Here is a 13,398-nt window from a genome sequence, read left to right on the forward strand (position 1 = left end):
TTCATTACGCATTTTTTGTAAGTAAATATATAATAGGATGTACATTAAGATTGAGAGGTATATTCTATGATCAAATTAAGTGTATTAGACCAATCCCCTATTTCAGATGGTAGTACGGCAGCCAAAGCTTTTTCACATACAGTTACGCTTGCGCAAGAAGCTGAAAAACTCGGATATACACGCTTTTGGGTATCAGAGCATCACAATTCTGTAAGCCTTGCTGGTTCAAGTCCAGAAATACTTATTTCTCATATTGCAGCAAAAACGGAGCGTATGAGAGTTGGTTCGGGTGGTGTTATGTTACCTCACTATAGCCCGTATAAAGTTGCTGAGAATTTCCGTGTTTTAGAAGCGCTTTATCCAAATCGTATTGACCTTGGTGTCGGCAGAGCACCTGGTGGTATGCCCATTGCAACTCGCGCACTTCAAGAAGGAAAAATGGTCTCACTTGATCAATATCCAGAGCAAATTGCAGATGTTGCAATGTACTTACATGATCAAGTACCAGAAAACCATCATTATGCAAATTTAAAGGCTACTCCTGTAATTCCCACATCTCCTGACATGTGGTTGCTTGGCTCTAGCGGAGAGAGTGCAAAAATTGCCGCACAACAAGGTGCTTCTTTTGCATTCGCACAGTTCATAAACGGATACGGTGGACCCGAGGTAATGGAGACCTATCAAAAACAATTCCAACCTTCCTATTTAGGAGATAAACCAAAATCAATCGTAGCTATTTTTGTTATTTGCGGTGAAACAACTGAAGAGGCGGAAATAATTGCTTCTAGTTTAGATTTATCAATCTTATTACTAGAACAAGGAAAGCGTACAACTGGTACACCTTCTATCGAAACTGCTCAAAATTATTCATACAGCGCTTATGATTTATTCCGTATAAAAGAAAATCGTCAACGTATGATTGTCGGTGATCCCTCTTCTGTGAAAGAACAAATCGTAAACTTAAGCAAAGCGTACAATACTGATGAATTTATGATTGTCACAATTACTCATCGATTTGAAGATAAATTGAATTCTTATCGCTTATTGGCAAATGCTTTTAATTTATAATTTTAAAAAGGAGATACATCACATATGATGCATCTCCTTTTCTTACTACTTATTGTTTTCATTCCCTATATATTCAATAGCTTCTTTCAATACCTCTTCAAAGTGAATAGGATAATCATGATTTAAGTTAGGTATAATTTTATACTTATGTTCTATATTCTTATCTCTTAATAATTGTACAAATTGCTGTGCGCATTCGAAACAATCTTCATCTTGATCACCGCAGACTATATATCCCTTTATATGTTTATCCTGTAGTACTCCCAGCAACTCATTCCATTCTTCAACCTCTGGAAGCCACGGTGCCATAAAAATAAACCCATCCACAGCTATATCTTTTTGTAAAATTGTATATAGAGCTACTCTTGCTCCAGCAGAAAAACCGCCAATTATTACATTTTCTACTGTACGGTTCTCTATAAGCTTATCGTAATGCTCTTTTAGTTCTTCTTTCCCTCTATGTAAATCATCCCATACAAACCCATCTGAAAACTGGATTTTCGAAGACTGTGGTAAAGCTAACGTATAATTTTGTGCCAAAACAGATTTCCAATATGGTTCTATTATTCCTATATTTTCTTGATCACCATGCATTGCAATAAATAGTTTTTCTTTTTTCTTACTGTCTATATATTTCACATCTGCTCGTTCTGTTTTCTTTGCTAACTCTTCTCTTTCTTTACATAATTGTACCATTTGATGAAACTCTTCAAATTTATGTAGTGGTTTTAAATCGTCGTCCGAAATTAAATACTCATTTCCATACCAAAAACCTTTTTCTATAATAGCTTCCTTCATTAAATGCAACGCTTCTTCTTCAAGTCCTCCTGCACTCGCTAATGCATATTTAAAATTATATATTTGAGCCTCATTCCCTACTATACCTTTAGCATGCTCCATTATATAAGTATATGCTTCCAAACTTCCTTTACTTGCATAGCAATGTAACGTTTCATTTAATAATTGAATGTAAGTCATACTATTTTTCATGCACCCATCCCCCGTAACCTTTTATAATATCTATTTTTCAAACCTTTATACAATTCTGTAATCTTTGTATAAAACTCATGCTAACAATACTCTATTCTTGGCGTGATACTTAATCGTTACTCCTCTTTATCCAATAAGTTTAGTAAAAAGTTTAATAAACTGAAAAATCAATAATTTAATAACCCCAAAAAAAAGACAACAATATATTTATTGTTGTTTTCACTACATCTACCCACTCTTTTGTTTTTTTCTATCTGGTTTACTTGAAACTAAATAATGTTTTTCTGAAATATATAAGTCTCTTTTTAATATACGATCTAAGTAAGGTCCTAGTTTCATTCCGCATATGAGGCGATCTTCACTACCTTCTACAATTGGAAACATTTCTTTTTCTGTTACATATTGATCTACTGCCTTTTGTACAATATCAATTTCTTTAACTAGGTTTAGATTTTCTTCTGTATGTTCAAATACCTCAAGCGTTTCCTTCGTAATAAGAAAATGGTTTGTTGGAAATGCAGGTAAATACGGCTTTAACAAATCATAATTCACTGTATAATCATCATTTACTAATACTGTATAAACGATATTAGCATTCTTTTCTAGAAACTTGGCCATCGCTTGTTCCAATTCATCTTTCGTAATTTCACGCTCTTCTTTTCCAGTTTTGAAAAAGCGAAACATCGCATCGCCTCCTTTTTACTATATTATAGCATAAAAGAAAACTGAAAAATCACAAAAAAGTCATTGAAAGAATTTTTCAATGACTTTTTTCTTTATATTCTTATATTTATCCCGCTTTAATGGGCAGTAAGCGCCCCCACTGATTAAAGTGTCACTTTATTTTAAGAACGCACTTAGCATCCATACATGTTGTTCTAATGTTGTATGAATTGCTAACAACATGTCCGCTGATGTTTCATCGCCCGCTTCACCAGCAACTTCCATGCCTTCTTTTAATTCTTGAATCAATGCAGAGTAATCATTCACTAATGTTTGCACCATTTCTTCTGCAGATTCCTTGCTTGTCCCTTCATTCACACTAGATGTTGCCAAATATTCTTTCATTGTCGCTAACGGCTTACCTTCCAATGCTAAAATACGTTCTGCTAATTCATCAATATACGTTCCAGCTTCATTGTAAAACTCTTCAAATTTCTCATGTAATGTAAAGAAGTGTGGTCCTGTCACATACCAATGATAATTATGTAGTTTCACATATAACACATTCCAGTTTGCTACCTGCTTGTTTAATACTTCAACAACATTTGTTTTCGTACTCATACAATCCACTCCTCTTATCATTTCATAATGTTTGTCTTTTAAGAACCTAGTTACATATTACCATACTTTTCCTATCCTTTCGAACGATTGGCTCATATGTAACAAAGTTTTAACACCTTTAATACTTCCCTAATATCTTTTCATTCATGTATGTTTTCTAACAGTTCATACGTCTAATTGTCCAAGCTCATACATATGCATAATAGTAAATCAAGCTCATCGTAGTAGAAAGAGGGATAACATGGACAATCAACAATGGCAAGTAGCAAAGAAAGTCGCTGCTACTTATATTGGAACAGTCGTTGGAGCTGGATTTGCTACTGGACGAGAAATTGTTGAATTTTTTACAGTGAACGGATTTTATGGAACTATTGGTATATGTGTAAGTGGATTTTTTTTTATTTGGCTTGGCACAAAGATGATGTTACTCTCCTCGCAAATCGGTGCATTTTCAGCGCAAGAATTTAACAAATACTTATTTGGGGATGTATTTGGAAATGTTGTAAATACACTATTATTACTCGTATTATTTGGTGTAACGAGCGTTATGTTATCAGGCGCTGGAGCGGTATTTGAAGAGCAACTTCGTTTACCAAGACAACTCGGTATTTTCATTACAGTAATCGCCTGTCTCATTATAGGTAGTCGCGGATTACAAGGGGTTTTTGAAGTTAATACACTTGTCGTACCTATTATGATGATTTTCATTATCGGACTTGCTATTACAACGTTTTTTCACGGTACAACTCCTATTAGTAACACTATTCCTGCAGAAAGCTGGAATATGAAGTGGATAACTAGTCCTATTACATATGTCGCCTTAAATCTTTCTCTCGCCCAAAGCGTCCTCGTCCCGTTAGCCAGTGAAGTAAAAGATCGAAAGGCCATTTTATGGGGCGGTATTTTAGGTGGGGCAGGACTTTCTTTAATATTATTATGTAGCCATTTAGCTATCTTATCAGTCGACCAATTTTATCAATATAACATTCCAATGGCTGAAGTCATAAGAAAATTCAATGCCACTTTTCACTTTTTCTTTGTTCTTATCATTTTCGGTGAAGTATTCACAACTTTAGTTGGCAATGTGTTCGGAATGACAAAACAAATGCAATCCATCACTGGCTGGAAAAATAACAATATTATTTTCTTCATTTTACTAATAAGCTATTGCTTTAGTTACGTCGGTTACAGTGAATTACTCCACATTCTATATCCTATAATCGGGTGGGTCAGCATCGTTTTACTTCCGATTATTGCTTTTAAACAACTTCAAAAAACATAAAAGAAGCATCCATGTTATTGGATGCTTCTTTTATATGTTCATTCACAATCATCACACACTTCCCAGTACGGCCCCATTTCGAGTGCTAAATACGGCTTTAATTGCAACCGAATCATCCGACTAGGCATACGTTCTAAAACGAATTGAATCCCTTCTTCTTCTTCATCTAATTCAACTTTTGAAATCGCAATTCTTTGCATCGTCGAAATAGGCATTCCATCTTTATATAAAGTGATTTTCACCTCATCATATTCATTAAAATACAATTCAACACTCATTTGATTTTTCAACATTTCATTAACAATTTCATATTTATCATTTCGTTCCTGGATTATATATTTCCAGCCGCCTCTACCTTCTTCTTTCGGAGCTGCTTGAAACAATGTCATCAAATCCTCGTATAGCATAAGATAACCCCTCTCTTACTAAAAAACGATGAGTATTTTATATACCCTTTATCTCTATCAATATCCATATGTATTGTACCATATATCGCCGTTTTTACCGTATTCATTTGCTTCATACTGCATATAAAACAGCTGATTCTATTCATTGCTATATAAATTGTCTCTCATTGTATTTCTTAATATACTTCTAAATATTTCCAATCCCACCAAACATAAGTAAATGCACTCTTCCCCTCCGCTTAGCATTTCCTTACAATAACAAAAAAAGAAGAGTGACTTACATCACTCTCCTTAAAAGAACTTTCCAGTAGCTGCTAATGCTAATACTAGTATTAAAATTGTAAATACTAATGATACAATGAAACTAAAAATAGGTAATGCTTTCTTTTCATTCTTCTTAAAGAGTAACTTTAAACTAAGAAAGATGTTTACTGGTACAAATATAAAATAAAAGTATTTAACAATTTGCACCGAACTATTTGAAAGTGCTTTTAAAATAAACACTTCAATGAGAAAAACAATGAAAAACGAAATACTTAACCAAAATGAGACATAACTAAGCCAAGAATGTCTTTTGGTCCCCCAGTACACTCCCATATTAATAATCTCCTTTATTTGCATTCTATATGATTATAATTATACATAAAGTTAACAAATACCTCTATTTTTCGACAAATATTATACATGATATACCTTGAAATATCATAAACATACTCTCTATCACATTTCATGTTACATAGTAAAAACAGACTACCCCAAAATCGCATACTGCTATTTTGGGGTAGTCTGTCCTTTATTATACTTTAAATCTTTCAATTAACCCTTGTAATTCTTCAGCCATTTGAGATAATGTACCCGCCGCAGAACTAATTTCCTCAATGGACGCTAATTGTTCTTCTGCTGATGCTGCAACGTTTTGAGTACTCGTCGCATTATTCTGCGCTGTCATTGCAATTTGTCCTACCGAAATAGACACTTCATTTGCACCTTTTGACATCCCGTTAGCCGTTTCAACCATCGTTTTAATTTGATCGGCAATTTCGTTTGTAGATTGTAAAATCTCAGTAAAGTTTTGCTTCGTTTCATTTGCAATAACAAGTCCAGATTGAACTTCTTCATTTACATGACCCATAGACTTTACCGTCTTACTCATGTCATCTTGTATTTCACATATTAATTTACTTATTTCACTAGAAGATACGCTAGACTTCTCCGCCAATTTACGTACTTCATCTGCAACAATTGCAAATCCTCTTCCGTGTTCTCCCGCTCTTGCAGCTTCAATTGCCGCATTCAAAGCTAGAAGATTTGTTTGATCTGCAATATTTTGAATTACTTCTAATATGTCACCAATTTGCTTTGATTTATTATTTAGTAACTGAATAACCTCATCTGATTGTGAAACAGATTCTGCAATTGACTGCATTTGATTTACTGTTTTTCCGACTAGTTTCCCACCATTTTCTGCTTTTTCACGAGTATGAGCAGAAGCCGTACTAATTGATGATGAACTATTTGCTACATGCTGAATGCCTTCTGTTACATCAAATAGTAACATTGCACCATTTTCTACACTTGTCGTTTGCGTTGTTGCCCCGCTTGATATTTCGTCCATTGCCATCGTAATTTGCTCAGTTGCTTCACTCGCCTGTCTTACACTTGCTGTTAGCTCTTCTGATGCTGCTGCAACATGTCCAACCGAAGTATTAATTCTTCCGATTAATGTTCGCAATGCATCTGTCATCTCATTAAATCCTTTTGCAAGTTGACCGATTTCATCATTAGAATGAATATCAATTGTTTGTGTTAAATCTCCCTCACTTATTTCTTTAGAAGTGACAACTAATCTTTTTAATGGCTTCGTTATAGAAAGTGTCACAAAATAAATAAGTGCCCCACCTATAACTAATGAAATGAACATAACAATTAACATATTATAAAATACAGGCTGCGCAGCTTCAATTACTTCATTTGAGTACATAGTCCCGCCAATTTTCCAACCTGTTTTTACATTTGTAGCAAATACCATTTGTTTTTCGCTACCGTCATACGTATAAGAAAAAGCACCATGATTATCTTCATAAATTTTCTTCGCCCAAGAATCGGCTGCTTTTTCTCCTGATTTTTCTTGAGGGTGTGCAATTATTTTTTGTTTCCCATCTAAGATGAAAGCATATCCCTTTTTACCAATATTAATTAACTTCGTTGTTTTTAATAAATTATCTAAACTTAAATCTACCGCTACAACACCGTTTTTATCTTCTGCTTGTTTTGCAATCGTTACGACAATATGTCCATTTCCTTTTGCCTTATACGGCTCAGTAATTACAATACCACCTTGTTTTGCTACCGCATCTTTATACCAAGAACGTTCTGTTGGATCATAGTCTGCTGCCATTTGTATATTTGGTTCTTGTACAAATTTTTTATCATTGCCCGCAACATATACTTGTTCCACATCTTTATTCAAGTTGATATATTGAGATAGCATTTTTCTTAATTCATCCTGATTATCCCCTTGATACATATTACCTTGAATCACTCGCGCAAAATTATTTACATCATTAAATTTCGCCTCAATCATTTGATTAATTAAATTATCTAATATTTTTATATTGTCGTGAGCACTACTCGTAATTTGTGATTCAAAATTCTTTTTAGCTGTTTGATAAGACATGCCTCCGATAATAGAGACAGCCGCAATTAAAATGACGAAAAATGAAATTAGTAGTTTTTTTGCTACTTTCATATCACGAAACGAATTTAATAGTCTACCCATTACAAACCTCCTGCTTTTCAATTTCAAAAGTTAAATTTAGTGAACTATAAATATTTCCCATTCCCTAATTATTATTTTCATAACCTACTATGATGAATAATTTGTAAAGTTTAAACAATTAAATTCCCTTTGTCTATATATATGAATAATATTATTATAAAATTTACAAATGTAAAAAGCCAAAGGGAATCACCCTTTGACTTTTCATATTTTTTTATGCTGTTTAGAAATCTTTTTCCATTTATCACGCTCTGCTCTTGCAAGAATAGCATCTTGTTTTCTCATGAAATACGCTAGTTCTCTTTGTAATTTTTTATAGCTTTGCAAACGATTTATCGTAATCATTCCGTTATCAATTGCACTATGCACTGCGCACCCTGGCTCATTTTCATGCTTACAGTCCCTAAAACGGCACGTTTTTGCTAGTTCTTCAATATCAGAAAATGTTGTTTGAATTGCATCGCTTCCTTCCCAAAGCTGCAACTCCCTCATACCAGGAGTATCAATAACTAAACTACCACTCGGTAATCGGAACAATTCACGATGAGTTGTCGTATGCCTTCCTTTACTATCTTCCTCACGAATATCACCCGTTTTTGCTACTTCAATTCCTATAAGTGCATTTAGCAAAGTGGATTTTCCAACCCCTGATGACCCGACTAAAGCAATTGTTTTTCCTGAAGTAACGAATTGCTGCAACGATTCAATACCGGTATGCTCTACACTATCAACGACGAAGATTGGAACACCAATTGCCACAGCTTCCGTTTCAACAATTCTCTGCTCTATGTCCTCACATAAGCTACTCTTTGTTAAAACAATTACAGGCATTGCACCGCTTTCATACGCTAATAGTAAATAACGTTCCATTCTTCTTACATTAAAATCATGATTAAGTGCATTCACTAAAAATAGATAATCTACATTTGCTGCTATTACTTGTTCTTCCGTTCGAGTACCAGCCTCTTGCCTAGAAAAAGAGCTTCTTCTCGGCAAAATACGATGAATAATTGCCTTCTTCTCATTCTCTATTTTCTTTATATACACCCAATCACCAACCGCTGGATAATCACCTTTCGTTACTGCTTCATGCCGAAACTTACCAGACAGCTCTGCCATATATTCACCATCATTACAAATAATTCGATATATATGCTTATGCTCAAGTAAAATACGCCCTACTTCAAAGTTCTCTACAGCTTGTTCCTCAAAGAAAGAATCCCAGCCGAACGATTCTAAAATATTTTGATTCAAATTGATATCCTCCCTAGTTTAAGCTAAGCGGAAGGATCGTGCGCTCCCTTATATAGTCTCGCCCTTTCCATCCACCTTTGTATTTGGTTTATTATTCCTATAAGTTATTTTCGCCATAATACATCACCCCGTTCTCATTTTAATTACTCTCATTATATGGAATATCCATACAAAAAGCTACCTTATTTAACTTAATTTTCAAACATTTTATTTTTCATCATTCTAATTTGCCCACGGTGACTAATCTCATCTTCTAGCACGTGAAACTACAAATAGTACTGGTTATGCCGCTACACCATTAGGCCACTTTCTTTCTGACATAAGCCATTCATCACCTTGTTCACTCAAATACTTCAGTGATTCTTCTCGAACACTTTGTAGAAGCTGTACATAATACTTTATTTCATGACCACGAATCGTTTTCCCCGATTCTCCTAAATAGAGTGCGTCTTTCCATATTTCTAATTCTTCCTTTGTAAAGTCACACTCTTGAAATGAAATAAGCTGATGTGCTTTTTCAATAGCTGCTATATGCTTTAGTAACGCTCCAATGGAATTCCCTCCACTCGGTATCATTAAATCTAATTGCTCAACCGATAGATCTCTTATTTCCAGGAATGTTACAGCCCTTGTATGCTCCAGCATGCTTACTAATTCCCCTATATTTTTTGTATAACCATCCACACTTCTTATTCGGTAATCTATATTCATATCACGCAACCCTTTTTACATTCATATTAAGGAATAACTGCTTCGTATAATAGACTCCTATATATCAGATTTTTCTCATATAATTAAATTGAATATAGAACAAAAACCAAACAAACTTTCTCAATATGCTTCTATGAAATATTAAAAGGAATCAATATAAAATAATCGAATCTTATTCACTAAAAGGAGTGGATTCGATGGAAATGTATCAATGGCTAACTGCTATACTCGTTGGTGGCATCACCGGTTTCGTTTCCCATCTAATCAATAACCAAGGTAAGTTATTGCTTCCACGCCGTTTGAAAACTTTTTTTCACTTTGGGTTTTTGACTGATATTTTCACTGGTAGTCTAGCTGCACTTCTTGGACTCGTTTTATTTGATGTCACCTTAATAAAAGAAATTATTAAAGTATCCATTGTGACTGCTATTTCCGGTCAGACTTTTTTACTACATCAAGCTCTTGGTGGCGAACAGGCTAAAAATACGCAAATCGGGAAAGCTGATGAGAAGATTCAAGAAATTGACAAATTATTGCGACGTTAGTCTATACTTTTTTTGAAAATTATTGATATAATAAACAATAAATATTTTCTATTGCGTCGTTTGTCAGAAGAAAGGGTGTTTCGTATGACAAAAAAGAAAATAGAAGATTTCTTAACAGACACTGAAAAAGAGGAACTGCTAGAAAACTATAAATGTTTACGAGAAGCCCGCACAAAAAGCGAAGCTAACTATTTTGGAGAAGCAGTAAACCATCTATTAAATAAAGCTAAACAACGAATTATTAAAGATGCAGGCATACATGATGAAAATGCAGCAACTGTTCAATCAAAGAGAAAAGCACTGTTTTAGTTCATTAGCTAAAACAGTGCTTTTTATTATGTTATTTTTCACATTACTTTCACATCTATTTCACAATTATAAGTAGTCCTATATGTTATACTCAGTATATCCTTTTCCAAGGAGCTATATGCCGATATATGAATCCCTATCTCTATAGGGATTTTTATTTTTGGGCTCTTTTTTATTTGTAAAGACTTTATGACGCAATTCCTGTTTCACGATTCTCAGTTAGTCTTTCACTTTTTCTAAACAGAAATAAAGCTAAAATATATAATAACGCAGTAAAACTACCTACAAATATAAAATTGTGAGACGCTGCAAATAACATTCCTGCCATTGCCGCTCCAATCATTTGACCAATATACATAGAAGCATTCGCTAGAGCCGCTCCTGTTCCTCTTGCTACGATAGATATGTTTTGTAAGTGCCTCATCATTAATACAAACAAAATTCCTGTCACAAAAAACAAAACAAAGAATAAAAACTCCACAATTATAATGTTGTTTACATGAGGAAGTAATGTATATAGAACTGCTGTAAATATAATTCCACCATAGAATGAAAGGTTATAACCAATTTTATTTACGATTCTAGGCCCAAAAATATTACCAGTTAAATTTCCTAATCCTAATACGAGCATAGCTGTTCCTATTTCATGAATTTGCAAGCCAAATTGAATAGACAGCCACACACCGAAGAATGAAAATGCAGCAAAATTACCAGTTTGAAAAACAAAATATGCAAAATAAGAAAGTGAAACCTTAGAATCTGAAAGTAATTGTTTATAGCGCTTTAAGATATTTGTTTTCTTTTCTCTTATATGAACCGGTTGTATTTCTGGTAATACTCCATAAATAACAATAACAAGTAGCGCTGATAATATACCAATGATAAAGAATGGTGTTGTATAGTGTATCATTGCTAAATATGATCCAACTGGCAGTCCTAAAATTTGAGAGAGTGACAATCCTGCTGTTGCAATCCCAATTGCCTTTACAATTTGTTCCTTCTCTATAAGCTGCGGAATAGATGCCCACACTTGTGGAGATACAAAGGCTGCACTTACACCTGCTAAAAATCTAAATGCTAGCATCCATCGAAAACTCGGTGCAATTCCACATAAAAACGTACTTAACGCAAAAAAACTCATTCCTATTACCATCACTTTTTTCTGTTTAAACTATCTGATATAGGACCAGCGATAAGTGCAAATGCAGCATATCCTAAAGCATATGAACTCACCATCCACCCTGACAACTCAGTTGAAACATGATACACCTGTTGTAATGTCGGTAAAAGTGGTGAAATTAAGAAAGTATCTGTACCAATCATAAACATGATTGTAAAGAATACAGCTAGTACTCTTTTCATTTAAACCTTCTCCTTTTATATAAAAGGAGGGAATTATCCCTCCTTTCAACTAGTCTTCTAAAATAGATTCAATCTCTTTCATGACATTTTCATTCAATGAAACTTCCACCGCTCTTACACTTTCTCTTATTTGCTCCGCTCGTTTCCCACCAGGAATAACCGTATCAATTCCTTTTTGGTTTAATAACCACGCTAAAGCTAAATGCGATAATTCGAGATCCTTTTCTTTAGCTAAGTCTTTTAACTTTTCAACTTTCTTAAAATTACTCTTATATGTATTCTCTTCAAATAGATTTACACTTTGACGCCAATCTCCTTTATTCAATTTGAAATCTTCTGTATACTTACCACCTAGTATCCCAAAAGCAAGAGGCCCGTAAGGAATAAATGAAATACCTGATTCTATACAATATGGCAAAAGTTCTTGCCCAGCAGTACGATCTAACATATTATACGGTGATTGTACAACATCTATGTGCCCGTGCTGATTCGCTTCTTTTAATTGCTCTACGTTTACGTTAGATATTCCAATTGAACGAATTTTCCCTTCTTCTTTTAGGCGAGTAAGTTCTCCAATTGAATCTATGTAACTTGTTTCTGGATTTGTAAAATGTAAATAATATAAATCAATATAATCAGTTTGCAATCTTCTTAAGCTATTTTCCACAGCATTTCTTAAATAGCTTGGTTCATTATTCATATAAACCTCTCCATTTAATAACGGCTGTATTCCACCTTTGGTAGCAAGTACAACTTCATGGCGTTTTCCTTTCAATACTTCCCCTACCAATTCTTCTGATCTGCCGAAACCGTATGAATCTGCTGTATCAAAAAATGTAATCCCTTGCTCCATAGCTTCTTCTATTAATTGTTTTCCTTCTCCCTCATTCACATCAGCATATAAATTATGTCCCCCTACAGCGTTTGTTCCTAACCCCAACTTTGAAATATGTAGTCCTGCCTTTTGCAATTTTGTATACTTCATTTTTTCTCCCCCTATATTTCTATTGTTCGAATATATTCGAACAATAGAAATATACCACTTTATATGTTATAGTGCAAATATATTAACTTATACAAGCAGGTGAAAAAATGCGTACTCTCTATCATCCAAATCGAGAAGAAATTCAATTCTCTTCTGTTCTATATGCACTTAGCGATCAAATTCGTTTACAAATTGTAACTATGCTACTAGAAAAAAACGAACAATCTTGTGGCGCGTTAAACATTCCAATCGCGAAATCAACTTTATCACACCATTTCAAAGTTTTACGTGAATCCGGTATTATGTATACACGCCTTGAAGGAACTCAACGTTTCATTTCAATTCGTGAAGATGACTTAAATGCTAGATTTCCCGGTTTATTAGATGTCATAATACATGCGACAGAACCATACTAAACAACA

13 protein-coding genes and 2 pseudogenes are annotated in these 13,398 nt (G+C 34.1%); 5 read left to right on the forward strand and 10 right to left on the reverse strand.

Going from position 1 to position 13,398, the window contains the following annotated elements; translation table 11 throughout:
* Positions 1-66 precede the first annotated feature (66 nt).
* On the forward strand, positions 67-1,068 hold the full coding sequence (locus QCI73_RS17195) for an LLM class flavin-dependent oxidoreductase (protein ID WP_353823406.1): 1,002 nt from the start codon (positions 67-69) through the stop codon (positions 1,066-1,068).
* Between the two features lie 45 nt (positions 1,069-1,113).
* On the opposite strand, the gene QCI73_RS17200 is transcribed toward QCI73_RS17195, so the two are convergent.
* The 3 genes from QCI73_RS17200 to QCI73_RS17210 all read right to left on the reverse strand — a co-directional run bounded on the left by QCI73_RS17200 (position 1,114) and on the right by QCI73_RS17210 (position 3,342).
* Positions 1,114-2,058, reverse strand: a complete 945-nt coding sequence (locus QCI73_RS17200; RefSeq protein ID WP_353823407.1) for an alpha/beta hydrolase — start codon at positions 2,056-2,058, stop codon at positions 1,114-1,116.
* A gap of 228 nt (positions 2,059-2,286) precedes the next feature.
* Entirely contained in the window at positions 2,287-2,742 is a 456-nt protein-coding gene (locus tag QCI73_RS17205; protein ID WP_000488187.1) for a DUF3939 domain-containing protein, read from the reverse strand.
* 156 nt (positions 2,743-2,898) lie between these two features.
* Positions 2,899-3,342 carry a Dps family protein gene (locus QCI73_RS17210; RefSeq protein WP_000105198.1) on the reverse strand — a complete coding sequence of 148 codons (444 nt, stop codon included), beginning with the start codon at positions 3,340-3,342 and terminating at the stop codon, positions 2,899-2,901.
* Positions 3,343-3,583: 241 nt separating this feature from the next.
* Here QCI73_RS17210 and QCI73_RS17215 point away from each other — a divergent pair, with 241 nt between their 5' ends.
* Complete coding sequence (locus tag QCI73_RS17215) at positions 3,584-4,624, forward strand: YkvI family membrane protein (protein ID WP_048552123.1); 1,041 nt, start codon at positions 3,584-3,586, stop codon at positions 4,622-4,624.
* 38 nt (positions 4,625-4,662) lie between these two features.
* Here the strand turns inward: QCI73_RS17215 and QCI73_RS17220 are convergent, their stop codons facing one another.
* From QCI73_RS17220 to QCI73_RS17240, 5 genes and pseudogenes are all read right to left on the reverse strand, one after another.
* Positions 4,663-5,031, reverse strand: a complete 369-nt coding sequence (locus QCI73_RS17220; RefSeq protein ID WP_000965086.1) for a DUF3979 family protein — start codon at positions 5,029-5,031, stop codon at positions 4,663-4,665.
* Positions 5,032-5,322: 291 nt separating this feature from the next.
* Positions 5,323-5,628 carry a hypothetical protein gene (locus QCI73_RS17225; protein ID WP_000539567.1) on the reverse strand — a complete coding sequence of 102 codons (306 nt, stop codon included), beginning with the start codon at positions 5,626-5,628 and terminating at the stop codon, positions 5,323-5,325.
* Between the two features lie 199 nt (positions 5,629-5,827).
* On the reverse strand, positions 5,828-7,810 hold the full coding sequence (locus tag QCI73_RS17230; RefSeq protein ID WP_353823408.1) for a HAMP domain-containing methyl-accepting chemotaxis protein: 1,983 nt from the start codon (positions 7,808-7,810) through the stop codon (positions 5,828-5,830).
* Between the two features lie 204 nt (positions 7,811-8,014).
* Complete coding sequence (rsgA, locus tag QCI73_RS17235) at positions 8,015-9,064, reverse strand: ribosome small subunit-dependent GTPase A (protein WP_327924461.1); 1,050 nt, start codon at positions 9,062-9,064, stop codon at positions 8,015-8,017.
* A 191-nt stretch (positions 9,065-9,255) separates the two neighbouring features.
* Positions 9,256-9,775, reverse strand: a pseudogene (locus QCI73_RS17240) (DinB family protein).
* Positions 9,776-9,972: 197 nt separating this feature from the next.
* On the opposite strand from QCI73_RS17240, the gene QCI73_RS17245 reads away from it, so the two are divergent.
* Together QCI73_RS17245 and QCI73_RS17250 are read left to right on the forward strand one after the other, a co-directional pair.
* Entirely contained in the window at positions 9,973-10,320 is a 348-nt protein-coding gene (locus QCI73_RS17245; protein ID WP_000426313.1) for a DUF4257 domain-containing protein, read from the forward strand.
* 84 nt (positions 10,321-10,404) lie between these two features.
* Positions 10,405-10,629 carry a hypothetical protein gene (locus tag QCI73_RS17250; RefSeq protein WP_000162601.1) on the forward strand — a complete coding sequence of 75 codons (225 nt, stop codon included), beginning with the start codon at positions 10,405-10,407 and terminating at the stop codon, positions 10,627-10,629.
* Positions 10,630-10,816: 187 nt separating this feature from the next.
* Here the strand turns inward: QCI73_RS17250 and QCI73_RS17255 are convergent.
* Both QCI73_RS17255 and QCI73_RS17260 read right to left on the reverse strand, forming a co-directional pair.
* Positions 10,817-11,991, reverse strand: a pseudogene (locus QCI73_RS17255) (MFS transporter).
* Positions 11,992-12,040: 49 nt separating this feature from the next.
* Entirely contained in the window at positions 12,041-12,976 is a 936-nt protein-coding gene (locus QCI73_RS17260; protein ID WP_327924458.1) for an aldo/keto reductase, read from the reverse strand.
* 107 nt (positions 12,977-13,083) lie between these two features.
* On the opposite strand from QCI73_RS17260, the gene QCI73_RS17265 reads away from it, so the two are divergent.
* A complete protein-coding gene (locus QCI73_RS17265) occupies positions 13,084-13,392 on the forward strand; it encodes an ArsR/SmtB family transcription factor (protein ID WP_327924457.1) in 309 nt (102 codons plus the stop codon).
* Positions 13,393-13,398 lie beyond the last annotated feature (6 nt).

This window comes from Bacillus cereus group sp. MG16 (assembly GCF_040459875.1).
In the GTDB taxonomy this organism is placed as follows: domain Bacteria; phylum Bacillota; class Bacilli; order Bacillales; family Bacillaceae_G; genus Bacillus_A; species Bacillus_A paranthracis.